Source organism: Antarcticibacterium flavum, assembly GCF_006159205.1.
GTDB lineage: Bacteria > Bacteroidota > Bacteroidia > Flavobacteriales > Flavobacteriaceae > Gillisia > Gillisia flava.
The window spans coordinates 1,351,874-1,377,172 of sequence record NZ_CP040812.1 but is presented as its reverse complement, the minus strand read 5'-3'; the positions used below and the strand labels follow the sequence as shown (position 1 = coordinate 1,377,172).

The window sequence follows — 25,299 nt, the reverse complement described above, 5'->3', positions numbered from 1 at the left end:
GAGTTATCAGTTATCGGTTGTCATAAAATTATATGGCAGGTTAATTTTCTTTTCTTCGAGCCTGATTTTTTGTTTAACCACAGAGTTTTTAAAGGAGTTAAACAAAAGAGTTTCACAGAGTAAGAGTTATTACTTTTCTTCTCTTCTCTCTTCTCTCTTCTCTCTTCTCTCTTCTCTCTTTTCTTGTCTCTTGGTTCTTGTCTCTTGGGTCTCTGGAATCTCAATTCTCACATCTCAATACTCAATTCTCAATACTCAATTCCGAAAACCACCTCAATCATTCCTCTGCACAATACTGCGATACTGATTGGGAGTGATCTTCTCCAATTTCTTGAACTGCCGGTTGAAGTAGCTGGTGTTGTTGAAACCGGATTTAAAAGCGATATCTGCAAATTTCCAGTCGGTTTTTTGAATAAGTTTCTTGGCAAATTTAATTCGCTCCCCGTTCAGGTAATCTATTGGTGATTCGCCAAGGGTGTTTTTAAAGCTGCGGTAAAAATTGGAGGAGCTCATACAGGCTTTATCGGCGAGCTTATCTACATTGATGTTTTCAGTAAGATGTTCCCTCATATATTTTACGATAAAAGCCATCCTGTTATTGTCAAAGAGCGTTTCATCGCCAATGAGCATTAGCTTTGCCTTGGTTTGAAGAAGACGGATTATTAGTTCCTTCACCATCAGGTCCAGCAAGGCATCTTTTGCCCTCCCGTCTTCCAGGAAGGTGCTGAAGATTCGATCCAGCACCACCTGCACCTGTTGATTGTTGGCCAAATGAACAGCAATGGCATCCAGGTTGTGAGTATCATTATCGAAGTCTATTCGGGTGTTTTCGTTAAAGAGCTCCACCGTCTCTTTTATTTTATCGGGGTCAATTCCAAGGGCAAGGCAGCGGGTAGGGTTTTTTTCATTCGCTAGTGGGAAATCTATGATCATCTTTTTATCTGAAGGCAGCACAACAGATTCTCCCGGATAGAAATCGAAGGATTTCATTCCCTCCAGGTGCATGATCTTTTTCCCTGTAAGCATACTTGCGATCACGGGGAAGCGAAATTGAAGATTAACCTTTTCTGCTACCTGCCGGGTCTCAAAAACATTCAGTTCAGCATAATCTGCACTGTAGATCGTCCTGTTCTCGATGGAAGTATTCAGCTTAAGGCTGCGATTGTAGTTTATTAAATTGGTATTCAAAACCCGGGATATTTGTTAAGTTGATAGTAATGTAATACTTATTGGTAGAAAAGTGCAATTAACAAGTCTTAAAATTATGGATATTGAAGAACTTAAATTATAAAACTTTTTATATGAGCTACTCAGCACCAAAATTTGAAGAGAAATACGGGAATTTTATAAACGGAAAATTCCAGGACCCAATAGACGGACAGTATTTTGAAAACCACTCCCCTGTGAACAATAAGCTTCTTGCCAAATATCCACGATCCAATGAAAAGGATGTGAAGAGCGCCATAGAAGCTGCCAACAATGCCAAACATGAGTGGGGAAATACTTCAGCTGCTGAAAGGGCTTCGATCCTGCACAAAATAGCCGATGTGATCCAGGACAACCTGGAGACCTTTGCCCAGATGGAAACGGCAGATAATGGGAAATCTATCCGCGAAACCATGAAAGCCGATGTTCCCCTGGCAGTAGATCATTTCAGGTATTTCGCATCTGTTATACGTGCCGAGGAAGGATCTGCCACAGAGCTCAATGAAAACACCCTTTCTTTGATCATCAATGAACCGCTCGGAGTTGTAGCGCAAATCATTCCGTGGAACTTTCCATTGTTAATGCTCGCCTGGAAAGTAGCTCCGGCTTTAGCATCGGGCAACTGTGTTATTTTAAAACCCGCAGAACAAACCCCTGCATCAGCAACATTCCTGGCTGAAAAAATAGCTCATCTACTACCTCCCGGGGTTTTTAATGTGATTCACGGCTTTGGCCCTGAAGCAGGAAAACCTCTGGCTTCGAGCCCACATGTGGATAAAGTTGCCTTCACCGGGGAGACCACGACAGGGCAGCTGATAATGCAGTATGCCTCTAAAAATTTACATCCGGTAACTATGGAACTGGGAGGAAAATCGCCAAATGTTTTCTTTAGTAGCATAATGGATAAGGATGATGAGTTTCTGGATAAATGTATTGAAGGTGCAGTGTTATTTGCCTTCAACCAGGGAGAGGTGTGTACCGCGCCTTCAAGATTGCTGATCCAGGAGGATATCTATGATGAGTTCATTAAGAGGGTAATCGAAAGAACCGAAGCCATAAAAATGGGGGATCCCTTTGATGATTCCACTATGATGGGCGCGCAGGCATCTTCAGATCAGCATAAAAAGATCCTGGAGTATATCAAAATAGGAAAGGATGAAGGCGCTGAGGTTTTGACCGGCGGCGGTGCTGCAGAACTCGACGGCGATCTCGGGGATGGATTTTACATTCAGCCAACAATTCTGAAAGGACATAACAAAATGCGGGTTTTCCAGGAAGAGATCTTTGGTCCTGTGCTGGCTGTTTGTACCTTTAAGGATGAAGCCGAAGCTATTGAAATCGCCAATGATACTATGTACGGTCTTGGAGCCGGAGTCTGGACCAGGGATGCCCACCAATTATACCAAATCCCCAGAGCGATAAAAGCCGGTAGGGTATGGGTGAACTGCTATCACGATTATCCTGCACACGCCCCTTTTGGCGGATATAAGAAATCTGGTTTCGGAAGGGAAAATCACTTGATGATGCTAAACCACTACAGACAAAGCAAGAACATGCTAATTTCTTACAATAAGAACAAACTGGGATTCTTTTAGAATATGGAATATAACAGGGTAGAAATAACTCCTGAAGCAAACAAATTGCTGCAAGAACTCCGGCAACAGCACGGCGAGGTGATCTTTCACCAAAGCGGTGGCTGTTGCGACGGGTCTTCGCCTATGTTGCTGCCAAAGGAGGATTTTTATATAGATGATAATGATATCCTGCTAGGAGAGATAGGGGGAGTGAAATTCTATATGAGCCACGACCAGTTTGAATACTGGAAACACACTCACCTCACAGTGGATATAGTTCCCGGAAGGGGAGGAAGCTTCTCTCTTGACATTCCCACAGGATACAGATTCTTCATCAAGTCCCGGATGCTCAGTGAAGATGAAAACCGGGATCTGAACCCTTAGAATTTTAAATAAGAAAGGCCTGAGTTTTTGGTATGTTTTACCCTGATTCTTTTAGGGTGGGCTATTAGAAATTCAGGCTTTTTCAAATCAGCCACTTAAAGATCTCCGAATTTTCATAACACGACTGGCAGTAGGAAAACATCCACAGGCAATCGATAAAGTCGGTAATCATATGGAAGAGCAGACCAATGAAAATGAGTCGAATCGTGTAATGTTTTACAAAAGCCACTCCCAGGACATAGACCGCGATGGCATATTCTGTATGCAGCGGGTGAAACCCAATCCCGCAGCGGTTCGGATCAAAAAGAGGATCTGCAAACACATGATCCACATCCACAGCCATCGTCGCGAGGAGGATAAGCCAGTTGCGCTTCCAGTTCTTCCTGTCATACCAGTAAGCGATCGCGCCTATGAAGATGAAGTGGAGGAAGTAGTGGGTGAAGGTTTGCACGGTCGAGTTATGAGTTATGAGTTTTTTTGTTGGGTATTAAATGAGAATGATTTTCGTTTTTTTGAGTTTAATTTTTTATTTAACCACGGAGTAAAAAGGAGTTTTGCACGGAGTTCCACGGAGGAAAAGGATTCCGCCTTTCTTGTCATACTGAACGCAGTGAATCCCGATAGCCATCGGGACTACAACCGGTGCAGGGAGAAGGGTTGGTCGATAAAATGAAAGAACTCCCCGCTTTTCTCTTAACATCCTAAAATTGCTTCTTCTCTCCATAATTTTAAAAGAAACGACTAAATCTATCCTCCACCAGAGATTCTTCGTCGGCCGAAAAGGCCTCCTCAGAATGACAATAACATGCTGAGGTTAAGACCTGTTCTCATCCCGTCATCCTGAACCTGCCGCCAGGCAGAAATGTTTCAGGATCTAGCATTCTTGTGCATCCTCAGCCCACCCGCCAGTTCTAACCCATTAGATGCTGAAACTAGTTACCATTGACGTGTTTTGCAAAAATATGTAAATCAAGAATTTACGAATTTAATTTTAATAGCCATTTTAGGATTATATATTCCTTCACGTCAATCTCCTACGCTAGGTAAATTTTTTACCGCAGGTCTCAGCATGACGTAGGAAGATGTTTTTTTTCTTCTTTCCACTAACCCACAACAGACAAACGACAACATTTTTTCAACCTACAACCTACAACCGACAACCTACAACCTACAACATATAACACGCACCAACTATCCTCTCTCCACTTTCCACTCTCCACTTTTTTCAACCGACAACCCACAACTGCCAAACTTTCACTCTCCCCCTTCGGTGGCCGGGGGCTGTCCTCTTCTGTAGACTCCACTTCCCCTCTCAATAGATCCCTCATCTTATTCTTCAGCACAATAAACCGCCAGATTCCCACAGTTACAAACAGCACAGAAAAAACCAGCGCCAGGTATCCTATATAGTGCATCTCCTCATATTCCTTAAGCTGTATAAGTGCAAGTCCTCCGAGTAAAAAATAAAGCGCGGCCTGGGTGTAGGAGAGGAGCGTGCGCTCATTGGCGAGCTTAGTTCGCTCCAGGGCAAGGTGCTCCCGGATGAGGCTCTCATCTATCTTGCGCGTAGTAAAAAGACTTCCGAATTTTACTTTTCTCATATTTTTCGTTTCCGGTTTTCCGTTTTCCGTTCTCTGTAACAGGTTCCTGTCTTGTTTCTTGTTTCCTGGCTCTTGATTCTTAAAAATTAGCCACGAATGCACTAATGTTTTTCTGGTGCGTGTGGGTTTTGTTGGTATTAAGTTAGTACAATTTTCGTTTTTTCGAGGCTAATTTCTATTTAACTACGGAGTTAAAGGGAGTTAAAAAAGGAGTTGCACGGAGGAACAGGATTTCTCGAATTCTCTGAATTATTTCAGGATCTGGCCTACTTGTGGATCCTCAGCCCACTCACCAGTTCTAACCCACGTCATGCTGAAACAAGTTACCATTGACGTAGGATTGATGTTTTTTCTTTCGCTCCACCTCCTTCAACCGACAATAATTTTTTTCAACCGACAACCTACAACTGATAACCTGTCCTCTGTCCTCTGCCCTCTGTCCACTCTTTAAAACCTAAGAATAATCTCGCACCTCAAAACCCACTAACGACTAACGACTAACGACTAACGACTAGTGACTGGTACAAATACATCCCGGAGCAGTAAAACTCCCCGTACTTTCGTGCCATGGAAACGCCTCACTATTCCTCCTGTTCTCCCAGTAGAAATTGCCACGTTCTTTTTCGCGGTTTCCTATTTCGTTCATCGTTTCGCTGTCGTACAATCTTCCGTTTACCATCGTGTAAATAATGCTTTCAGAATTTCTTATGTCCTCAAGCGGATTCTCCTCCAGCACGATTAAATCGGCTAATTTACCTACTTCCAGGGAACCGATCTCGGCTCCGAGGCCAAGGTAGTTCGCACCGTTGATGGTGGCTGCCTGTAGGGCTTCCATATTGGTCATTCCGCCCATTTGAAGCAGCCAGAGTTCCCAGTGTGCTCCAAGGCCTTGCAGCTGTCCGTGTGCTCCCAGGTTTACTTTTACACCAAGGTCGGTAAGTTCTTTTGCAGTTTCAGAAACCAGTACAGGCCCGTGCTGATATTCCTCTTCAGGTAACATCGTTCGGTGACGTGAGCGGGAGTCTACGATGTGACGGGGAGTGAAATTCAGCAGTTTTTCATTCTCCCATACGTTGGTCTTTTCGTAGAAATAGTATTCCCCGTTAATTCCGCCGTAATTTACGATAAGGGTAGGGGTGTAGCCGGTGCTGCTGTTGCCCCACAGGGTGTGAATGTCCTTATAAACCGGTGCTATGGGAATGTTGTGCTCAATTCCTGTATGCCCGTCCACGATCATATTCATATTGTGGAAGAAGGTGCTTCCACCTTCCGGAACCACGTTCATTTCCAGTTCTTTCGCTGCCTGCATTACCTGCTGGCGCTGCTCGCGGCGTGGCTGATTGTAACTCTTAACCGAAATCGCGCCAAAGGCCTTCGTTCTTCTCAAAGCTGAACGGGCATCGTCAAGGCTATTGATGTCGGCTTTGAAATCTCCTTCAGCACCGTATAGAATTATTCCGGTAGAGAATAATCTTGGCCCCACCATTTCCCCGGCTTTTATCAATTCAGAAATTCCGAAGACGGTCTCACTTAAAGCCGATGGATCGTGCGCGGTGGTCACTCCAAAAGCAAGGTTGGCGTAAGATGGCCAGTGCTGCTGCGGGGTGATCCCGTAGCGAAAAGCGCCAATATGCGCGTGTGCATCAACGATCCCCGGCATCACGGTCTTCCCCTGCAGGTCATATACTTTTGTATTTCTCGGCACTTCAACTTCAGCAGCAGTTCCAAGCGCCACGATCTTGTTCTCGCGCACCACGATGCTTCCGTTTTCGATCACCTTGTCGCCGTCCATTGTGATAATTCGGGCGTTGGTAAATGCGATGCTTCCCTGTGGTACATCAACTTTCAGCTCCAGGCCAATCTTTTGCCCGGTTTCAGTAACAGGTGGGATAGAATCGGGAGAATTTGGGAGAAAGGTAAATCTTTCAGAAACCTTATTGGTAAAATATTCATCGCCCAAAGTCCAGTTGATGTTCTGGCTGTTGTTGCTCCAGTGCAGGTTCATCCCCGCATCCTTGGTGATTTGCGTCACGGGAACCGTTTTGGTCTTGTCATCTAAATTAATAGTCTGCCCGGTCATCACCAGCGGCGCCAGGTATCCCTGGTGCAGGTTGGTAAAGGCCACCCACTTATTATCGGGGCTGGGCACGATCCTGTTAGCGTATTTGGATTCTATATGTGTGCGCTCATCCTGCCCATTAAGGTCCACACTCTTGAGTTTTTTGGTAAGGCTGCCAAAGAACATCCCCCCGGTCTGGTAAAGGATGCGGTCATTATTTTTGCTGAAAACAGGGAAATCTCCCTCCTTTACGAGTTTGCGGTTATTGTTGCCAGCAGCATCCATAATATAGATCCCCGGCTCCTTGGTGAAGGTTTGCCCCTGGTCACTGTTCCCACTCTCTTTGGTGTACGCGATCCACTTCCCGTCATTGGAAACCGAAGGATTGCGGTAGATACTCTTTGTTTTGGAAAGCGTTACCGCGTTACGGCCGTTCAATCCCACTTTTTTGATCGCGCCCATCCCGGCATCTGTCCAGGTAACGTACACGACCTCATTGCCGTTGGGCGTGAAAGCAGGTTCAAATTCAAACTCGTTGTTGTTGGTGATACGCTGTGGTTTCCCGTTTGGCAGGCTCTTTTTGTAAAGGTACCCGGCCGCGTTGAATACTAAAGTTTTTCCGTCTGGCGAAGTCACCGCGTGGCGAATCACTTTGGGATTAAATGTTTCTGAAAATACCTCGTGCTGTGACCTGTGTGCTTCTGCGATCTCAATAGTAGTATCCACCTGGAACGGGATCTCTGCGGAAGATAAGTCTTCAGTATTCACTCGTCTGATCTTTCCTTCTGCCCAAAGCACGATGTCTTTATTGTTCGGCATCCAGCTGAAACCGGGGTAGGTACCAAAGATCGCCCAGGCTTCACTCTGATCTTTGCTTAGCTCATCGTGTACCGGCCATTCCTCGCCTGTTTCCAGGTCGTGGATGTAAAGAACAGTTTTAGTGCGGACTCTCTTAATGAAAGCCAGTTTCTTCCCATCGGGCGAGATCTGTGGCCTGGAAGCTCCACCGGGTCCACCGGTCACGGTTTGGGTTTCCCCATCTTCAAAATTGTAGCGTTTTATAACATAGATCTGTTTGTTGGGATCCTTGTTGTACTGAAATGCCCCACCCGGGTACATATCCTCGCTGTAGTATAAATATTTTCCATCAGCCGAAACCGAAGGTTCATTCACATCCTGCTGGTCGTTCCTTCTTTCGGTAAGCTGCAGCCCGGCGCTGCCGCCAAGGTGGTACAGCCACATTTCCCCCGCACCCAAAGAACGGCCGCTGGTAAAGTGTTTGCGGGCAATGATCGCATTCCCGTCTGCAGTCCAGGTGGAGTTGTTGAGTAATCTAAAAGTTTCTTTGGTAAGCTGCTTTGCATTGGAGCCATCGCGGTCCATGATCCAGATGTTGTCCCCACCCGCGGCATCGCTGGTGTAGGAGATACGGGAGCCATCTGGTGAGAAGCGCGGCTGCACATTATAAGCCCTTCCGCTGGTTAAGGCCCTGGCCTTCCCGCCGGTGATTGGCATAGAATAAATATCTCCCAGCAAATCAAACACGATTGTTTTCCCATCGGGGCTCACATCCAGGTTCATCCAGGTACCTTCATCGGTATTTAGATTTACCTCCTTGATGTTCCAGTCGGCAGTATAAGGATTGGAAACATCCCATTTTTTATCTTTTTCGTCTTTTTTGATTGTATCATTTTCCTGTGCAAAGAGGGCAGAGGAGGACATTACAAGAAGTAACGCCAGCAGTGATCTTTGAAGCATATTTTAGGGTTTTTTTAAGAACGGCTAAATATAAGGAATGTTTTGGATTATGTTGCTGCACTTTGGTGCATGCTATTACGAGTAAATATTATAGGATCCGCTTTTGTATTTTAAGTAACTATCTTCAATAGCATTCGAAAAATACGGCAGATATTATAAGCTGGAAAATGAAAATGATTATTTTGTATCTTTGATAAAAGCTGAAAAAATGGATTTGAAAACCAGAAAATTAAATGTGATTGAGGGCCTGATTAAGCTGCAGGACGAAAAATTATTTAGTAAAATTGAAGCTTTAATACAAAACCAGGCTAGCTATAGCATTGAGCATAAACCATTCACGCAGGATCAACTATTGGAAAGGGCTAATAAATCAAACAATGACTATTTAGCAGGGCGGGTCACTTCCCAAGAGGAACTGGAAAGCCAATCTGAAAAATGGTAATTGAATGAGGATCATTTGGACAGCTTTTGCTATTGATACTTTAAAAAGTATTGTTGAATACCATAAAGAGGTTGCAAATCCTAAAGTTGCGGTAAAAATTCGAAAAGAAATATTTTCTTCCACAGGACAACTATTAAAATATCCTGAATCAGGACAAACAGAATTGTTGCTGAAGCATCTGAATGAAAATTATCGCTATATTTTGAGTGGGAATTATAAAGTGATTTACAAGATCATTAAAAATGATATTGTAATTACAGATATATTCGATACCCGACAAAATCCAACTAAAATTGACAGGTCTCAGGAATAAAATAGGCAGGTAAATCTGTCAATGTAGAACGAATCTCTAATTTTGGATTTATCAAGCACAAATATGAAAAATGGAATGACGACCTTATTATTTTTAATTCTGTCACTTTCGGGATATTCCCAGGAAAAGGAATCCAGCTATCCTCATTTTATAGGTCAACCCTTGTCTTTCGTTGAGAGCCACCCAGATTGGGAAATTTTAAAAAGTTCAACCGGTGACCTGGACGAAGATGGGCAAAATGATATTGCTCTTATCATTGAATCAAAAGATAGTATCCCGGAAAAAAGATGTTCCAGCTGTTATTTGCGGAACAACAAACCACGAATTATACTTATTTTTTTAAACAAGGACGGCTACCAAAATGTAATTATCCAAAACAATGAATTTATCGCACGTGGAGACGAAGGAGGTATGGCAACTTATATAGAACCTGAGTTATCTATAACAAACGGATTATTGAACATCTTTTATCAATATACCAGGTCAAATCAATCCTACACCTTTGAGCTTCTCGAGGACCGAATGGAAATTATAGGAGCAAAAAGTAATGGTGTTCATTCGGCAAGTGGGAATTTTGAGAGTGTTGAATATGATTTTAAAGAAGGTAAAATAATCACAGAGACGGGGCATATATCCCAGGAAAAATTAAAGACCGAAATACAAAAGATAAACATTAAACCAAAATCGCTTTCTGAATTCGGTAAAATGTATGAATGGCAAGTTGCAGAATATAAAAATCTGTAAGATTATGAAGGGAAAGATTATAGAATATTGTTGCTAGTGTTTCATAATTTCTACAACAATGACTACCTATTACAAAAGAAAAGCACTCCAGGCTACCGAAAATAAAATAGCCTCTAACATTCGTCAATCTAACTACTTCGGTCGAAACCTCTGGCAGGTTATTGGTTTTGGGATCCTGGTGTCGCTATATGCTCCTACACATAGCTCTGGGAATAAGGGTAAAATGCTGTATGAAGATAGCGAATTAAGTTATTTTGAATTGGTAGTAAGTACCGCGGTTGTATATACGGTTTTCTGCATGTTGGGTCATTTCATTTGGGGCTATCAGGATAGAAGAAAGCACGAGCGGTTGATGGAAAGGAAAAGACAACTGGAAGCTGAACTGAAAATTAAATAGAATCCCCATTCTACATTCGCGGCTGCATGTCCTGTTCATTAAAATTCCGATTTATCTGGTATAGCAAATGAGAGATGTTACCCGGTTAGGGTTTAGCTTTTTTAAAAAATAGCCATATATTTCAAAAATCATAACAACCTTCTATGTGCAAACCCATTACTCTTTTTCTATTTTTATATATAGCCATTGGATACAGTCAGCCACAGGAACCTCTCCTGAACCCGCCGGGGACGCTCCAAATGGACTCAAAAATTTATATTGACAGAACTCCGGTTACCAATAAAATGTTCCTCGAATACCTGACTGCCAAAGATTTTCTCAGGAAAAAAGGCTTTAGCGAATTCAGGGATTATGAGGTAACGCTGGATGATACCTTAACCCGGTTAACATCAATTTATCCCTCCTATTTGCTTAATTTAAAGGGAGTATATGGTAAAGACTTAAAGGCCGAATATGTTGAGGATTATAAATATAAGGACAATCCCGTGCTAGGAGTTTCAAAAGAACAGGCTGCCGATTATTGTAAATGGCGGACTCAAATGGTCTCCTATCTTTGGAGAACCCACCCCGGCCACCTTCAGAAAAAACCATTTGCCGGTCGTATTTACTACCGCTTACCACTCCCGGAGGAACTGCAGCATGCCAGCGATTATTTTTCAGAACAAAACAGGCTGCTTACGATCAAGGGGGAAAATCCGCTTAAGTTTAAGGCCCCTGAAAATGCCGAAGAATTTTCTCTTTATAATATTACAGAATATACCCAGGCATCTACGACTTATGGTGAGAACTACAAGGGCATAAAACCGGTTTCTTTTCCTAATGAGGTTACGGGTTTTCGATGTGTATGTGAAGTCCTGCCTGAAGAGGAATAAGTGAAAACCGAAATGGGTGAGCAGGATTTTTTAAAATAGACAAGGGTAATTCCTCTTGTTTTTTAGACCAGAATGAAATTCATGCATTCGCAAGTCTAAATTTAAAAACAAATTCCGAAACGTATCTGTCTAATTGCCAAATTGGGATTATGGTATCGATGCACCTATTTCATTACCATTTGCACAAAAGACAGGGAACCTTATTTAGGTGAAATAGCAGACCGCGAAATGATCCTGAATGATGTTGGTCAAATCGCAAATGAATGTTGGTTGGCGATTTCTGAATATATTCCATTCGCGAAATTGGGAAATCACGTTATTATCCCCAATCATGTACACGGGATTGTGATTATTGACAAACCGAATATTACAGGCAATGATGAACGCAACGTAGGGACGCGATTAATCGCGTCCCTACCACCAAAACCATTGGAACACACAAAAACCGACGCGGACAAACCCAATGGAGGAATAACAGGCAATTATAATCCAATGTTGCACGATATTTTGTCAAAAATCATCCGTTGGTACAACGGGCGAACATCTTTTGAAACCCGAAAAATAAATCCCGATTTTACATGGTCACCCCGGTTTCACGACCACATCATCAGAAATGATGAATCATTTCACCGGATATCAAATAACATTAGGAACAATCCTTCCAATTGGAAGGAGGATGTTTTTTTTAAGATTAGAACCGAATTGGAATTTTGGTGCCTGGAATTTTAGATTCTGTAGTTTGTCGCTGAGATCAAGAATTAAAATTAAAAAGAGGGACTTCAAAAATATCTGGCATAGGGGTTGATCTAAATTAAGTCTTTAATACCTCAACTTCAGCCGGACGGCCTATTTATCTATGAAGAACTTTAAAATATTCAGCTACATAAAAATCGATTTATATCAAGGATCAGAAAAATTGAAGATGAATTGGTCAAGAATTCTTATTCTTATTTTGATCTTCCCATTCCTCACAGGGAATTGGAGCTGTGCTGCAAATAAAAATATCGGCGAAAAAGAGATCGTTCACGATAACAACAAAATCATTCCTGAAAATATTCTTGAGGAAGCCACTATCGCTCTTTCACATTATCCGGAACTTGAAGATGTAGAGATCGAGTTTAGATATAAGAACAAGATGAAGAAAGCCTTGATGCAGGCACAGCCAAAGATGGGGAACCTGTTCAAAGGAAAAAAAGACCATAGCTATTATGTCTTTATAAGCAGTAAATTCCTTCTTGAAAACAAGGAATTCTCAATAGACAATATCCCTTCTGAAGTCCTGATTGGTTGGCTGGGCCACGAGCTGGGACATATTATGGACTACCGCGAAAGATCGTCATTGGAGCTGGCGAAATTTGGAGTACGATATATCACATCAGATAATTTTATCAGGAAAGCTGAACGTACAGCAGATACTTATGCGATAAACCACGGGATGGGCAATTATGTTTTTGCTACAAAAGATTTTATCCTCAACCACTCCAATTTATCAGATAAATACAAAAAGAGGAAGGTTCGCCTTTACCTCTCTCCCGAAGAGATCCTGGCACTGGTAGACAATCTCGAGGAGGAGCTTGAGGAAATTGAAGAAGAAGAAAGCTAGGTGGTTATTCGTTATCCTGTGAAAGCGGGATTAAGCACCAAATCACAAATTCCAAGCACCAAATTCCAAGCACCAAGCACCAAATTCCAGGCACCAAATTCCAAAATCCAAGCCCCAAATTTAAAATCATTGGTGTTCGATTAATAAGGTTTGGTAGCAGAGGTTAATTGACTTATTTCCAGCTTCTAAGGTTTTAGTCTAGCTTCTAGATTCCGGGATCGACAGTGATCTAGACTCTTTCCCTGGACAACATTCATTCCCAATTAAATTCTGATACTCTTTAAGTAAAAAACTCCAGGAAGTTGAACTGAAAAATAAATTGTATATTATTATAGATCCGGCGGCAGCGGGATTTTTTTATCAGATATAATTCGGGTTCACCAGAATGTCTTCAAAATTTAGAAACAAATACCGCAATGAATCTTCCCGATTGCCAAATTGGGATTACGCCAGCAATGCTGCCTATTTTATTACAATCTGCACAAAAGACAGGGATTGTTATTTTTGGGAAATAAAAAACGGCGAAATGATCATGAATGATGTTGGTCAAATCGCAAATGAATGTTGGTTGGCGATTCCAGAATATTTTCCATTCGCGAAATTGGGAAATCACGTTATTATGCCCAATCATGTACACGGCATTGTGATTATCGATAAACCGAATATTAAAGGCAATGATGAACGCAACGTAGGGACGCGATTAATCGCGTCCCTACCACCAAAACCAATGAAACACATAAAAACCGACGCGGACAAACCCAATGGAGGAATAACAGGCAATTATAATCCAATGTTGCACGATAATTTGTCAAAAATCATCCGTTGGTATAAAGGGCGAACATCTTTTGAAACCCGCAAAATAAATCCTGAATTCGCATGGCAATCCCGGTTTCATGACCACATCATCAGAAACGATGAATCTTTTCAGCGGATATCAAATTACATTAAGAACAATCCTTCCAAGTGGAAGGAGGATGTTTTTTTCTAAAAGGGGTGGAAAGATAGAAATTAGAGAATTTTGGAATGATGTGTAACCTCTTTCACCGCATATTATTTATTGATAACAATGATAATTCTCCTGGTGGGGGCGGGGACAAAATTCGGGACGGCCGCGATGATCACGTTGCGGATAATAGTGGGGGCGGTGACAAAAATAGGGACGGCTGTGAATTTTCAGGGCGATTCCGGATGGTACAGACGATAACGATTGTGCGGAAAATAAGGATTATACGGACGTTTCCAATTGTACGGACGTTGCATGCAACGTCCATACGTTACCGGGAACAGGATCCCACGTTCCTGAAAAATCACATCATAATCAACACCCACCCAATCACCCCCAGGACCACCCCACCTAACACCACCGGAACCAGGGTAATCTTCAACACCTCCTTGTAATTCGTCAGATTTGCAATCGCTGCTGCCGCTATAATGTTGAAAAGGGACACCGCATTTCCCAGGGACGCACCTGCGTGTTGGAGTGCCAGGATAATTCCTTCGGGAAGGTTCAGGACATTGGCGGTTTCCAGTTGCGAGGGAGCAAATACAATATTTGAAATTGTGGTGCTGCCGGTGATGAAGGTTCCGGTAATTCCCAAAAAAGGTGCAATGAGCGGATACGCGTCGCCGGTTCCTGACAAGGCTTCAGCAATATAGGCCACCATAGAATGATTTTCTCCTCCGGAATGTATCATAAGCTGGGCTATGGCAATAGAAGGAAATAGCACCACCAAAACCCTGGCAGATTTCTTCAAAGGAACCTTTAGGCCAAGATCATAATTTTTACTCCAAAAAGCTACTCCCAGGCCTATGATCAGGAATGGGACAAAAGGCGTTTGTAGGGGCCTGAAGATCGCGCTTATTCCTGTGTCAAACATATCGGCAAAAGTGATGTCCCAGCCAATCCATCGGTTTAACGGCATAAAGAGGCGGGGAGAAGCAACAGCAGGGCGAGGAGCAAATAAGGCAGCCAAGGCCTGAAGTTTATCCGGGTTTCCTTTTTCTTCAGCAACAAAACCGAAAGCATCAACATGCACAAAGCAGCGAGAACCGTGGCCAGTTCGGGTATGACGAAAGCCAGCAGACAAAAGGGGATGATGAACAGGATGTATAGCAGGATGATAAGTTTCTTTTTCTCCAGAATATTTCCGTAGGTCTTAAAAATTCTGAACACATAAAATTGCCATAGAAAAACCACAAAAACCGAAGCAAGGGTTGAGATGATCCCGATCTCAAATATGAGTTTGTCACCCAGTTGCAACGGCACCTGCATACCTATGGTCAAAGGCGTTCCCACCGCCCCAAAAATCGCGAACAGACCATTGAACAGCAGTACCACCGCCACAGCCAGCACGGCATTATATCCCAGCGCAATAAGCAGCAACGGAACTATAGCCCCCGGCGTTCCAAATCCTGCAACCCCCTCAAAAAAAGCCGTAAGCCCAATCGCCAAAAGAAAGAACCTAATTTCGTTCGAAGGATGCAGTTGGGCTACCGAAGTGCTTATTTTGCTAATAAGCCCATTAGATTCTATGATATTGAAAAGAAAAGCCGCCCCGAAAACGATCATCAGGATGTTGAGGGTAGTAAAGGCAGACACTACCAGCGAACCGGCAAATTCAGAAAACCCGGTTCCCCAATAAAAGAACAGCAGCGAGGTAACCCCGAACGTTATAAATACCCCCTCCTTCACATTGCGCAGCAAACAAAGGGCAATGAGCAGCACGATGGGAAGGAACGAGAGTGTGGGTAACATTGGGAGATTTCAGTTATCTAATAAAGTTAAGGATTTCCTACTTAAAAAGAACCAAGAATCAAGAAACAAGAAAAAAGAATAGAGAGAAGAGAATAGAGAAACGGTTATGAGTTATGGGTTAAAAGTTTTTAAGAAGAGTCTGGAGTCTAGAATCTGGAGTCACTGGCGTCCGGTAAACCAAATTAAATCCTACCTTAATACCATGGAAAAAGGGAGTCCTCGTTTTCGACCACAGACTCCCTTTAAAGGTTCCACTTAAAGCGGACATTATGGACAAAATTACAAGAAATTCTGGAATGCCAGTTCTCGGACAGCTGTTATCTTTTATTCCCCGAAGCAATTTTAACCGTTTAGTTGGCCAATTAGGTACAGATCGCTATACCAAACGATTTACATCCTGGGATCACCTGGTCTGTATGTTGTTTGCGGTTATTGAGAATGTTGGCGGACTACGTGAGTTATGCTCTGGTTTAGCAGCACATAATCAAAGTTTAAAACATTTAGGAATGAGTTCTATGCCATGCAGAAGCACCGTGAGTGATGCTAATATGCGCCGGTGTTCTGAGTTGTTTGAAAAAACCTTTATAAGCATATATAAGCAGCACTATCGTTTTTTCTCGGACAGCAATATACCTAAAAATGAAAAATGGCTCTCCAGGCTGTTTTTGGTTGACTCTACCACTGTTACGTTATTCAAGAATATAATGAAGGCCTGTGGTAACGCTATGGCCAATGGGAGGCGTAAAGGAGGTGTCAAAATACATACAGGAATGTGGCTAAAAGAACAGGTTCCTTCCTTAATAATGATTACTAAGGCAGCGGAAAATGATAAAAATTTTATGCCCCGATTTAAAAAACTTCCTGCACAGACTATTGTAGTTTTTGATAAGGCATACTTAAATTTTGGTTTATTTATTCATTGGAGTAAAAACGATGTCAGTTTTGTAAGCCGACTGCACAAAAGATGCAAAGTAACTTGGGGGAATTATAACCTCTTAACTAAGGAGGATGAGCAATATGGCATATTGGGAGACTGTAGAGCAGAATTAGGGCATAGCCAACAAAAACAAAAAGTAAAATGCCGCATTATAAAGTTTTATGATAACAAAGAGCAACGGGAAATTGAATTTATTACCAATGATATGCAGCTGGCTGCCTGCACTATTGCAGAAATATACAAGCAGCGATGGCAAATTGAACTTTTATTTAAAAGACTCAAGCAAAACCTCAAGATCACCAGCTTTATTGGCGATAATGAGAATGCAATACGTATTCAAATCTGGTGTGCACTTATAGCAGATTTACTGGTCCAAATAGCTCGAAAAGGGTCGCGACGTTGTAGATTATCTTATTCGGTGATTTGCGGGCTATTTAGACTTCATTTAATGAATTATGTGAGAGTTACAGACTTACTTTTAAAATCAGCAGATCCTAACATTTATCCTAAAAATATACAGCTTGCCCCTAACCTTTTTGACATAGGACCCCCATAGATTGAAAATAAAAATCGAAGTGAGGTAGAATCAAGGCTTATAAAGATTAAATCAGGAAATACTATTTTTACCGGACGCCAGTGAATCTGGAGTCTGGACTTGTTTCTGAAAGCGAGATTGATTTTTAAGCTCCAAGCACCAAATTCCAAATTCCAATTCGGAATATTACTATCTCGGGACTAAGGATCTCTTTCCTCTCCACTTTTTTTCAACCGACAAAAGATAACCGACAACTGACAACTTTCGATTTTATAACTAAAAATTAACCGGATTAGTTCCTAAAAATATTTTACCTCTGAATCTCTTTTTTCACTAAATTAGAATCAACATCCCCCAACCCCACCCCATAATCGATTCATCCCCCGGTGATTAGATAGATTTTCATTCCACAGCTAACTTTTTATTCTATATACGATGAAAACACCCGGGTTTATCTTTCAGGTTTTGCGATCTCTTGATTTTAATAGGCGTCGGTCTCAGTCAATCATTCTCCTGGTGTTATTCCTGGGGTTTTGTGGCTGTTCTTATTATAAGGTGAATAAAAGTGAGCTGCAGGAGCCGCCGGGCCCTCAAATTGAAAAACTTGAACCCGAGGACAGGTATGTGATCCTTCATTCCGGAAGTCAAATGGTGCATCTCAATAAGGTGACGGTGGATGATGACAAAAAGGAATTAAAAGGTGTGCTTGCCAACATAGGTGCTGATCATAAATTTGAAAGGCCCGTGAATAGAAAATCCTATAGATACAGGCCCACGAAGGAGAACCCTTTAAATGAAGTGCATTTTTATACCAGTGAGAACCTGAATTTCAGGGTGGGAGAAGAGGTAAGCATCCCTTTTTCCATGTTCGATTCAATCTCTGTGAATAAACCCAATGCAGGCCGGTCCATAGTTAATGCAGCAGGATCTGCCGTGGCAGTTTTTGCGGTTGCAATAGTTGTAGTGGCACTTACTAAAAGTTCCTGTCCGTTTATTTATGTAAAGGATGGTAATGAATATGTCTTCCGGGGGAGTTATATCCGGGTGCTATTACTCCCAATATCCAGCGGGATGATTATATCCCACTTCCTCAATTTGACCCCTCGGGCGATGAGTATATGATTAAGGTTACCAATGAATTATTGGAAATCCAATATACAGACCTTCTGCAATTGATCGTGCTGGAGCATCCAGGGGATGTAAAAGTTCTTCTTGACCAAAAGGGTAATGCCCACAGTTTCTCGAAAATAGAGGCGCCAAAAAGGGCGATTTCAGATCGTTTTTCGACCTCGCTTCCGGAATTACTTCAGCAGGATGGAAAATCCTTTTTGTTTGATTCTTCAGTTGAAACTGCAAATGGTTCCAGAAGTATAACTCTCGAATTCGCGAAACCTTCCGAAGCAAAACAGGCAAAACTTTTTCTTACCGCTAAAAACTCATATTGGCTGGATTATACCTTCGGAAAATTCAATGAGCAGTTTGGGGTATATTATAACACCTTCCAGAAGAAACAATTAAAGACCGCGGGAGAAGAATCTACCCAATGGAGTAAAGATCAAAATATTCCGCTTTCAGTTTATTTAAGGACCGGGGGAGAGTGGAAGCTTGTGGAGCAGATACCTACAATTGGGCCCCTTGCATTTAGGGACCTTGTTGTGCCTATAGATCTGGGGAATTTCAAGGAGGAGAAGGTGGTTTTAAAACTGGAGACCGGCTTTATATTCTGGGAAATTGACCGGGCGGGAATGGATTTTTCAGAAAATATACAAATGACAGAGGTTGTTTTGGAACCTTCCTTTGCGATAGATGAGAAGGGCGAGGACGTAACGGAATTACTGCGGAAGGCAGATCAACAATATTTGATCCAGCCCGAGGTAGGGAACGAGGTAATTGTCTCCTTTAAATACAAACCGGAAAACCATACAGGTAGCGCTACTGCATTTCTGAAAAACAGGGGTTATTACACCTATATTCGTGACTATAAGGGGCTCCCGCAATTTGCAGAATTACAAAAGTTCAAAGAAAGTGGAAGGTTTAGCCGTTTTTCTGAAGAGCAGTACAGGAAATTCCTTGAAGAAGATATGTTCGACTTTGCCCTAACCTATGCAAACTGATCACGTTCTAAGGGTTCCGCTTCGGGAAGAGGCCACCTTTAAAAAGACTACAATAAAAACTATCACTCGTACTAATATTATAAGTGGCTGGCGAAATGACTACATCAACCTCCGGATCATTTTTAGTATCATAAAAATTGCCCGGGAATGCTATAAAGATCCTGTGGATGTGCTTAGCGGACTTAAATACCTGATCATCCTCAGAAAAAAATTTGTTGGAGACTTTAAGTTGAGAAAAACAGTACAGGTTGATGGTAAATATTATCGATACCTGTACGGTCCGGGGTGGAGGAGTAATACTTTTAAAAAATTTATGATTAGTCAGCTTAATGATTTTAAACCTGTTAAGCAGGATACTTACAGGTTTAATAACGTCATTATGGCTATTACAAAAAAATGCTCTCTTCAATGCGATCATTGTTTTGAATGGGACAGTTTAAATAAAAAGGAAAACCTTTCTACTGCTAAACTTATAGAAATTGTCCAAAAACTTCAAGGGCAGGGGGTGAGTGAAATTCAATTTTCAGGTGGTGAGCCAATGCTGAAAGTTGAACGGATCATTGAGATCCTCAATTCAGCCAATAAAAAAGAAACTACCTTCTGGATTGATACGTCGGGATTTAAATTTACAGAAGATAATGCAAGGCGTTTAAAGGAGGCAGGGCTTACTGGTGTTTTTGTTAGCCTGGATCATTTTGATCCTGAACTTCATAACAAATTCAGGGGCTTTAAAGATGCTTTTTCGTGGGCAGAAACAGCTGTAAGAAATGCACTTGAGCAGGATTTCGTTGTATCTCTATCAATTTGCATCACAAGGGAATTTGCCACCCGGGAGAACCTTATAGGATATATGGAAATGGCGAGGGAAATGGGTGTGGCCTTTGTCCAGTTTCTGGAACCCAAGGCCGTAGGGCATTTCGCTGGAAAAGATGTGCTTTTACATCCGGAACATCTTGAGATCGTGGAGGAAATTTATACCGAATTAAATTTTTCTTCCAAATATCTTTCTTATCCAATTATCACCTATCACGGTTATTATCAGCGCCGGCATGGTTGTTTTAGTGGAGGGTATAAGGGATTTTATATCGATACAGATGGCGATATTAATCCATGTCCTTTCTGTCAAAAAAAATCCGGAAACCTTTTGGATGGGGATCTGGAGGCAAACCTTAGGTCCCTTAAAAATGCCGGTTGCATTGATTATACCAGGTTTTCTTAATGATTTTTAATTCGGATAGTTATGAAATCACTTCATCCTTTGCAAACCCTGGTTCTGGGTCTCATTTCTCTACTGGCTACTAACCCGGCCATGGCACAGGAAAAATTTAATATTGCGACAGGACTCGGCCATCCTGAATTGATCAATTTAGGACTCCGTTACCAAATGGGACAATCTCAACTGGGGATAAGTGCGGGATTTTTTCCCGGTGAATATGAGGATGTGTATTCGGTAGGAGGAGATTATTATTACCATTTTGGAGAGACATCAGTGCTATCAATCCGACGCCCCTGGTATGGCAGGCTTGGCATTTATCAATTAAGGCTTGAAACCGATTACGAAAAAAGGAAATACCTGTTACTGGTGCCGCGATTAGGCAAGGACTTCAATCTCTCCCCCAAACTGGGTATAGCAGCAGATGCCGGTCTTTCCTTTGTCCTCTCCCGCGAGGAAGAAGGACTTTTTGAAGACATTGGAGGGATGAGTGATGTTATACTTAGCATCGGGTTTAGTTTGTTTTACCGGCTGTAGTTAAGAAGAATCAAGAATCAAGAGACATGAAACAAGAGGGAAAAGTTTTGAGTTATGAGTTAGGTGTTAGGAGTTATGGGATTAAAAAACACCAAATTCCAGGCACCAAATTCCAAATGTCTTCTCAGGATCCAACGTCTAAATTTGATGTAATAGTTCTTATTGAAGGAGAGTCTGGCGTCTGGAATCTAAAGCCTGGACTTGTTTCTGAGAAGCGAGATTAATTTTTAAATTCCAAGCACCAAATCATTGTTGTCCGGTGAAAGAGTCTAGACCGCTTCGCTGCCGGAATCTAGAACCTAGACTAAAATATGATTGCCTGGAAAATAGCCACTTAGATTCTTTTGCATAAATTCAAATTTCCTGAACTTTTTTAGATTCAAAACCACCATCTGGTCGAGGTTGATATACCCTCTGTCTAGCTATTCAAAGGGTAAGGAAGATTTTACATATTTTAATAGGACAACAATGGAACCAAATTCCAAATTCCAAATCGGAATATTACAATCTCGGGACTAAGGATCTCCTCCCTCTCCATTTTTTTCAACCGACAATTGAGAACAACCTATAACCCGCACTGACTATCCTCTTTCCTCTTTCCACTCTCCACTTTTTTTTCAACCGACAACCGACAACTGAGAACAGCCTACTAACACGTTCCAACTTTTCTCTTTCCTCTTTCCACTCTCCACTTTTTTTTTCAACTGACAACCGACAACTGAGAACAGCCTACTAACACGTTCCAACTATCCTCTTTCCTCTTTCCACTCTCCACTTTTTTTTCAACCGACAACCGACAACTGAGAACAGCGTACTAACAAGTTCCAACTATCCACTCTCCACTCTCCACTTTTTTTTAACCTTCAACCTACAACCTAGAACTTTTTCAACCGACAACCGACAACTGAGCACAACCTATAACACGTCCAGACTATCCTCTCTCTACTCTCCTCTCTCCACTTTTTTTCAACCTACAACCTACAACCTAGAACTTTTTCAACCCACAACCGACAACCGACAACCGACAACCGAAAACTGACAACTGACAACCGCCAACCGCCACCCCTTCAAACCACCTCATTCTCAACCTCCCCACCTCGTTCAAAACTCGCAATATTCCCTAATGTCACCCTCGAGATCTCCCTCATGGCTTCTTCTGTAAAGAATGCCTGGTGGCCCGTGATGAGGACGTTGTTGAAGGAGAGCAGGCGCATGAAAACATCATCCTTGATCACTTTATCTGAAAGGTCTTCGAAGAAAAGATCTGCTTCTTCCTCGTATACATCGATGCCCAGGTATTTGATGTACTCGCTTTTGAGTCCGTCGATCACCGCCTGGGTATCCACCAGTGCTCCGCGGCTGGTATTGATGAGCATTACTCCCTTTTTCATTTTTGCAATGGAGGAACTGTCGATGATGTGGTGCGTATCTGGGGTTAAGGGGCAGTGGAGGGAAATGATATCTGACTTCAAATAGAGGTTATCCAGGCTGCTGTATTCCACGCCGAGTTGTTTGACCTCTTCCTGTTCCTCCACATCATATCCCAGGACCTTGCAGCCAAAACCCAGGAGAATTTTAGCAGTACAAACTCCTATTTTTCCAAGGCCAATGAGTCCCACTGTCTTGCCATGCAGGTCAAATCCCATGAGGCCGTTCAGTGAAAAATTGCCTTCCCGCACCCGGTTGTAGGCACGGTGGGTTTTTCGGTTAATGGTAAGTATAAGGGCCACGGTATGTTCAGCAACAGAATAAGGAGAGTAGGCGGGAACCCGCACCACTTTAATACCAAGTTCTTTTGCTTTGGAGAGATCAACATGATTGTAACCTGCACTTCGCAGCGCAATCAATTTCACACCCTGTTCTGCAAGCACATCCAGCACCTCTGCATTTGCACTGTCATTTACAAAGATACAGATAGCGTCAAACCCCTTAGCGAGAACGGCAGTATGCCGGTTCAGCGGCTCCTCTACAAACTCCAGCTGGAAGTTGTGAGTCTTATTTTGATCTGTAAATGAATTTTTATCATATTGTTTCGCGCTGAAGAAGAGAGTTTTCATTGGTTCCGAATTTGCTCTTAAAGTTAAGAAATATGGAGGTGAAATTGGCAATAACTGTAAAGTAGATTTGTACCCTTTTAGCACTCGCAACTATCCGTTTTTAGCCCTGAAGTGTAATTATAAAGCCGTGGTCGCGGTGGGGGATGAACTTGTAATAAATAAATTGAGGAATGGTAATTTCCATTCCAGATTAGTAATTCCTTAATTACATACCGCAAAGAATCACTTAATGAACCAAATTGTTTTTGGTAATTACCTCAAAATCTTTAACTTTTCCTTCTCCTTTTAATTTTGCATTGGAGATCTCTTAATTTCCAAATGAAGAAAACCTTAATCCTCCTATTTATTCTATTCTGTTTTAACACTGTACATGCGCAATTCGCTCAGAACCACGCCATCTATCATTCTGCTGAAGTTAGTGCCGGGAACTATTTGGGAGTAGATATCAATGCAAATTATGTGCTTAGGGAATCTTACTCTTTTAAGATAGGATATTCGGGTTTTATTAGGCGCCCTGTCGCCGCACCCGAAAATTATTCCTCGGGTATTATAGGTTTACTAACACTGGGTTTGGCCAATCCCTATGATCAACTGCAAAACATCCAGCTTATGGCGGGAAAAGTTTACAAGTTTAATAAAAAAGGGACTATTCGCGCCAATTTGTCCCTGGGAGTCGCATTTACCATAATCAATGAGCCCACCAACTGGGAGCCGGTAGAAACAAGTAGTTTTTTAGCGCAAAATTATACTTATGATTACCAAAGCTACAACACGCTAAGTTTGATCATAAACCCTAAACTTGAATTTCCTTTTACCCGGTATTATGGCTTGTCTCTTTCCCCTTTGCTGCAAATCAACAAAGACCGTATGTATTTTGGAATTGGAATTGGGCAAATGATCGGGTTGTTGAGGGGAAGGTATGAGCAGGAGGAATCTTCTGATTAAGAACCAAGAACCAAGAAACAAGAATCAGGACGGAAGAATAAAGAGAAGAGAATAGAGAGAAGAGGGGAAAGTATTAAAATTTAATAACTCATATCCTGATTCTGTACGGTACGCTATTCTCCTGGTATAGGGCGACTACAATTGAAATTTTTAGATTGACGACCTTCCTTTTTGTTTGAAGCAGGAATTCATATTTAAAACCTTCTGCTTTAGTTTTTTACTTGAGATTTTATTTATCTTAGACTTGCCCTACACAAATTAGTACTCATAAACTTCCATTGAATAATGAAAAGGACCACTACGTTCATGTGTATGGCACTGGCTTTGTTTTTCACCTCATGCGATACTGAAACAACAGATGATAATGAACCTGAGGAGCCGGTTGCAGAGGATATTATTTTTATTCCCGATGAACTTTTCAGGGATAAGCTCCTTAGCAGTAACTCAATAGACACTACGGGTGATGGCGTGGGGGACAATGACATTGATTTAAATAATGATGGCGAGATTCAGCGCAGTGAGGCAGAGGTTATAAAAGGATTGATAATGAATTTTTATTACCACGAAATTGGGAGACTTGTTGATTTTTCCGGAATTGAGAATTTCATCAATCTTGAATACCTTAAGATAACCGGTCAGGGTGACGGAATTGGCACAGGGGTAACGGGTTCTGAATTGATCAGCTACGATTTTACCGGATTAACAAATCTAAAATATCTTGAGTTTAATAATCTCGCAACAAATTTTAGTGATGTATTGGATCTTTCCGGCCTCACAAATTTGGCTACGGTAAGGTTGATCAATGACAGGCCGCATTATGAGTATTTTACAGATGATAACATAGGCCTTCCAATTAATTTTATGGATGTTAATTTTGAAGGTACCACAGGTTTAATTGACCTTGATCTCACCAATAGTTTTTTAAATATTGATTATTGCCAGATCCCTTCGCTTAAAAAGCTGAATACCTATTACCTGGAAGGAGGGGAACCCGAGATTTTTGACTTCCATTGCCTCACTAACCTGGAATGGCTTGACATTTCTGAAAATCGTATTCGTTCCCTTATCCTGAAAAATAACTCAGTGCTATCAACCTTGCGTGCTGAGGATATTGGGGGTTCAAATATGGGGAACTATCCTTATGCAGAACACATTTGCATTGACGACATTCCTGAAGAGTTTGAACAAATAGCTACTTTAAGCAATGAGAGTACCGTGGTGGTTACAGATTGTGAGTTCTAAATCTAATATGC

Annotated in this window: 25 protein-coding genes; 18 read left to right on the top strand and 7 right to left on the bottom strand. The window is 41.9% G+C overall.

Annotated features, from left to right (window positions below; all coding sequences use genetic code 11):
• Positions 1 to 273: 273 nt before the first annotated feature.
• Positions 274 to 1,188, bottom strand: a complete 915-nt coding sequence (locus FHG64_RS05745) for an AraC family transcriptional regulator (protein ID WP_139065530.1) — start codon at positions 1,186 to 1,188, stop codon at positions 274 to 276.
• A 113-nt stretch (positions 1,189 to 1,301) separates the two neighbouring features.
• Between FHG64_RS05745 and FHG64_RS05740 the strand changes: the two genes are divergently transcribed.
• Entirely contained in the window at positions 1,302 to 2,801 is a 1,500-nt protein-coding gene (locus FHG64_RS05740) for an aldehyde dehydrogenase family protein (protein WP_139065529.1), read from the top strand.
• Between the two features lie 3 nt (positions 2,802 to 2,804).
• Positions 2,805 to 3,164: a DUF779 domain-containing protein gene (locus FHG64_RS05735; RefSeq protein WP_139065528.1), complete on the top strand. Its 360-nt coding sequence runs from the start codon at positions 2,805 to 2,807 to the stop codon at positions 3,162 to 3,164.
• A gap of 82 nt (positions 3,165 to 3,246) precedes the next feature.
• Here the strand turns inward: FHG64_RS05735 and FHG64_RS19555 are convergent, their stop codons facing one another.
• The 3 genes from FHG64_RS19555 to FHG64_RS05720 all read right to left on the bottom strand — a co-directional run bounded on the left by FHG64_RS19555 (position 3,247) and on the right by FHG64_RS05720 (position 8,582).
• A complete protein-coding gene (locus tag FHG64_RS19555; protein WP_139065527.1) occupies positions 3,247 to 3,615 on the bottom strand; it encodes a DUF6122 family protein in 369 nt (122 codons plus the stop codon).
• Positions 3,616 to 4,267: 652 nt separating this feature from the next.
• Positions 4,268 to 4,765 (bottom strand): DUF202 domain-containing protein, encoded by a 498-nt coding sequence (locus FHG64_RS05725; RefSeq protein ID WP_139065526.1) that lies wholly within the window; start codon positions 4,763 to 4,765, stop codon positions 4,268 to 4,270.
• Positions 4,766 to 5,276: 511 nt separating this feature from the next.
• On the bottom strand, positions 5,277 to 8,582 hold the full coding sequence (locus FHG64_RS05720; RefSeq protein WP_139065525.1) for an amidohydrolase family protein: 3,306 nt from the start codon (positions 8,580 to 8,582) through the stop codon (positions 5,277 to 5,279).
• Between the two features lie 190 nt (positions 8,583 to 8,772).
• Here FHG64_RS05720 and FHG64_RS05715 point away from each other — a divergent pair, with 190 nt between their 5' ends.
• The 8 genes from FHG64_RS05715 to FHG64_RS05680 all read left to right on the top strand — a co-directional run bounded on the left by FHG64_RS05715 (position 8,773) and on the right by FHG64_RS05680 (position 13,941).
• Complete coding sequence (locus FHG64_RS05715) at positions 8,773 to 9,024, top strand: hypothetical protein (protein WP_139065524.1); 252 nt, start codon at positions 8,773 to 8,775, stop codon at positions 9,022 to 9,024.
• Positions 9,025 to 9,028: 4 nt separating this feature from the next.
• Positions 9,029 to 9,337 carry a type II toxin-antitoxin system RelE/ParE family toxin gene (locus tag FHG64_RS05710; protein WP_139065523.1) on the top strand — a complete coding sequence of 103 codons (309 nt, stop codon included), beginning with the start codon at positions 9,029 to 9,031 and terminating at the stop codon, positions 9,335 to 9,337.
• Between the two features lie 75 nt (positions 9,338 to 9,412).
• The gene (locus tag FHG64_RS05705) at positions 9,413 to 10,081 is read left to right on the top strand and encodes a hypothetical protein (protein WP_139065522.1); all 669 of its coding nucleotides are present in this window, start codon (positions 9,413 to 9,415) and stop codon (positions 10,079 to 10,081) included.
• A gap of 58 nt (positions 10,082 to 10,139) precedes the next feature.
• Positions 10,140 to 10,478 (top strand): hypothetical protein, encoded by a 339-nt coding sequence (locus FHG64_RS05700; RefSeq protein WP_139065521.1) that lies wholly within the window; start codon positions 10,140 to 10,142, stop codon positions 10,476 to 10,478.
• A gap of 143 nt (positions 10,479 to 10,621) precedes the next feature.
• A complete protein-coding gene (locus tag FHG64_RS05695) occupies positions 10,622 to 11,350 on the top strand; it encodes an SUMF1/EgtB/PvdO family nonheme iron enzyme (protein WP_139065520.1) in 729 nt (242 codons plus the stop codon).
• A gap of 141 nt (positions 11,351 to 11,491) precedes the next feature.
• The gene (locus FHG64_RS05690) at positions 11,492 to 12,079 is read left to right on the top strand and encodes a transposase (RefSeq protein ID WP_139065519.1); all 588 of its coding nucleotides are present in this window, start codon (positions 11,492 to 11,494) and stop codon (positions 12,077 to 12,079) included.
• A 193-nt stretch (positions 12,080 to 12,272) separates the two neighbouring features.
• The gene (locus tag FHG64_RS05685) at positions 12,273 to 12,953 is read left to right on the top strand and encodes a hypothetical protein (protein WP_246054307.1); all 681 of its coding nucleotides are present in this window, start codon (positions 12,273 to 12,275) and stop codon (positions 12,951 to 12,953) included.
• A gap of 430 nt (positions 12,954 to 13,383) precedes the next feature.
• Positions 13,384 to 13,941, top strand: a complete 558-nt coding sequence (locus FHG64_RS05680; protein WP_218937558.1) for a transposase — start codon at positions 13,384 to 13,386, stop codon at positions 13,939 to 13,941.
• A gap of 319 nt (positions 13,942 to 14,260) precedes the next feature.
• Here the strand turns inward: FHG64_RS05680 and FHG64_RS05675 are convergent, their stop codons facing one another.
• Positions 14,261 to 14,875 carry an L-lactate permease gene (locus FHG64_RS05675; RefSeq protein ID WP_139065517.1) on the bottom strand — a complete coding sequence of 205 codons (615 nt, stop codon included), beginning with the start codon at positions 14,873 to 14,875 and terminating at the stop codon, positions 14,261 to 14,263.
• Complete coding sequence (locus FHG64_RS05670; protein WP_139065516.1) at positions 14,866 to 15,708, bottom strand: L-lactate permease; 843 nt, start codon at positions 15,706 to 15,708, stop codon at positions 14,866 to 14,868. The genes FHG64_RS05675 and FHG64_RS05670 overlap by 10 nt, the downstream gene beginning before the upstream one ends.
• A 269-nt stretch (positions 15,709 to 15,977) precedes the next feature.
• Here FHG64_RS05670 and FHG64_RS05665 point away from each other — a divergent pair, with 269 nt between their 5' ends.
• The 6 genes from FHG64_RS05665 (at position 15,978) to FHG64_RS05640 (ending at position 21,268) form a co-directional block, all read left to right on the top strand.
• The gene (locus FHG64_RS05665) at positions 15,978 to 17,201 is read left to right on the top strand and encodes an IS4 family transposase (RefSeq protein ID WP_139064964.1); all 1,224 of its coding nucleotides are present in this window, start codon (positions 15,978 to 15,980) and stop codon (positions 17,199 to 17,201) included.
• A 534-nt stretch (positions 17,202 to 17,735) separates the two neighbouring features.
• Positions 17,736 to 18,302 carry a hypothetical protein gene (locus tag FHG64_RS05660; RefSeq protein WP_139065515.1) on the top strand — a complete coding sequence of 189 codons (567 nt, stop codon included), beginning with the start codon at positions 17,736 to 17,738 and terminating at the stop codon, positions 18,300 to 18,302.
• Positions 18,299 to 19,294, top strand: coding sequence for a hypothetical protein (locus FHG64_RS05655; RefSeq protein ID WP_139065514.1), 996 nt, complete (start codon positions 18,299 to 18,301; stop codon positions 19,292 to 19,294). The genes FHG64_RS05660 and FHG64_RS05655 overlap by 4 nt, the downstream gene beginning before the upstream one ends.
• On the top strand, positions 19,284 to 20,513 hold the full coding sequence (locus tag FHG64_RS05650; protein ID WP_139065513.1) for a radical SAM/SPASM domain-containing protein: 1,230 nt from the start codon (positions 19,284 to 19,286) through the stop codon (positions 20,511 to 20,513). Before FHG64_RS05655 ends, FHG64_RS05650 begins: the two co-directional genes overlap by 11 nt.
• A gap of 21 nt (positions 20,514 to 20,534) precedes the next feature.
• A complete protein-coding gene (locus tag FHG64_RS05645) occupies positions 20,535 to 21,044 on the top strand; it encodes a hypothetical protein (RefSeq protein WP_139065512.1) in 510 nt (169 codons plus the stop codon).
• 26 nt (positions 21,045 to 21,070) lie between these two features.
• A complete protein-coding gene (locus FHG64_RS05640) occupies positions 21,071 to 21,268 on the top strand; it encodes a hypothetical protein (RefSeq protein WP_139065511.1) in 198 nt (65 codons plus the stop codon).
• A gap of 843 nt (positions 21,269 to 22,111) precedes the next feature.
• Here FHG64_RS05640 and FHG64_RS05635 read toward each other — a convergent pair.
• On the bottom strand, positions 22,112 to 23,101 hold the full coding sequence (locus tag FHG64_RS05635) for a 2-hydroxyacid dehydrogenase (RefSeq protein ID WP_139065510.1): 990 nt from the start codon (positions 23,099 to 23,101) through the stop codon (positions 22,112 to 22,114).
• A gap of 318 nt (positions 23,102 to 23,419) precedes the next feature.
• On the opposite strand from FHG64_RS05635, the gene FHG64_RS05630 reads away from it, so the two are divergent.
• A complete protein-coding gene (locus tag FHG64_RS05630) occupies positions 23,420 to 24,046 on the top strand; it encodes a hypothetical protein (RefSeq protein ID WP_139065509.1) in 627 nt (208 codons plus the stop codon).
• A 285-nt stretch (positions 24,047 to 24,331) separates the two neighbouring features.
• Entirely contained in the window at positions 24,332 to 25,288 is a 957-nt protein-coding gene (locus tag FHG64_RS05625; RefSeq protein WP_139065508.1) for a leucine-rich repeat domain-containing protein, read from the top strand.
• The last annotated feature ends 11 nt before the right edge of the window (positions 25,289 to 25,299 follow it).

Coding starts and splice junctions, on each gene's coding strand:
- FHG64_RS05740 (WP_139065529.1), top strand. CDS start 1,302: ATGAGCTACTCAGCACCAAAATTTGAAGAGAAATACGGGAATTTTATA.
- FHG64_RS05735 (WP_139065528.1), top strand. CDS start 2,805: ATGGAATATAACAGGGTAGAAATAACTCCTGAAGCAAACAAATTGCTG.
- FHG64_RS05725 (WP_139065526.1), bottom strand. CDS start 4,765: ATGAGAAAAGTAAAATTCGGAAGTCTTTTTACTACGCGCAAGATAGAT.
- FHG64_RS05720 (WP_139065525.1), bottom strand. CDS start 8,582: ATGCTTCAAAGATCACTGCTGGCGTTACTTCTTGTAATGTCCTCCTCT.
- FHG64_RS05710 (WP_139065523.1), top strand. CDS start 9,029: ATGAGGATCATTTGGACAGCTTTTGCTATTGATACTTTAAAAAGTATT.
- FHG64_RS05705 (WP_139065522.1), top strand. CDS start 9,413: ATGACGACCTTATTATTTTTAATTCTGTCACTTTCGGGATATTCCCAG.
- FHG64_RS05700 (WP_139065521.1), top strand. CDS start 10,140: ATGACTACCTATTACAAAAGAAAAGCACTCCAGGCTACCGAAAATAAA.
- FHG64_RS05695 (WP_139065520.1), top strand. CDS start 10,622: ATGTGCAAACCCATTACTCTTTTTCTATTTTTATATATAGCCATTGGA.
- FHG64_RS05685 (WP_246054307.1), top strand. CDS start 12,273: ATGAATTGGTCAAGAATTCTTATTCTTATTTTGATCTTCCCATTCCTC.
- FHG64_RS05675 (WP_139065517.1), bottom strand. CDS start 14,875: ATGCCGTTAAACCGATGGATTGGCTGGGACATCACTTTTGCCGATATG.
- FHG64_RS05670 (WP_139065516.1), bottom strand. CDS start 15,708: ATGTTACCCACACTCTCGTTCCTTCCCATCGTGCTGCTCATTGCCCTT.
- FHG64_RS05665 (WP_139064964.1), top strand. CDS start 15,978: ATGGACAAAATTACAAGAAATTCTGGAATGCCAGTTCTCGGACAGCTG.
- FHG64_RS05655 (WP_139065514.1), top strand. CDS start 18,299: ATGATTAAGGTTACCAATGAATTATTGGAAATCCAATATACAGACCTT.
- FHG64_RS05650 (WP_139065513.1), top strand. CDS start 19,284: ATGCAAACTGATCACGTTCTAAGGGTTCCGCTTCGGGAAGAGGCCACC.
- FHG64_RS05645 (WP_139065512.1), top strand. CDS start 20,535: ATGAAATCACTTCATCCTTTGCAAACCCTGGTTCTGGGTCTCATTTCT.
- FHG64_RS05640 (WP_139065511.1), top strand. CDS start 21,071: ATGAAACAAGAGGGAAAAGTTTTGAGTTATGAGTTAGGTGTTAGGAGT.
- FHG64_RS05635 (WP_139065510.1), bottom strand. CDS start 23,101: ATGAAAACTCTCTTCTTCAGCGCGAAACAATATGATAAAAATTCATTT.
- FHG64_RS05630 (WP_139065509.1), top strand. CDS start 23,420: ATGAAGAAAACCTTAATCCTCCTATTTATTCTATTCTGTTTTAACACT.
- FHG64_RS05625 (WP_139065508.1), top strand. CDS start 24,332: ATGAAAAGGACCACTACGTTCATGTGTATGGCACTGGCTTTGTTTTTC.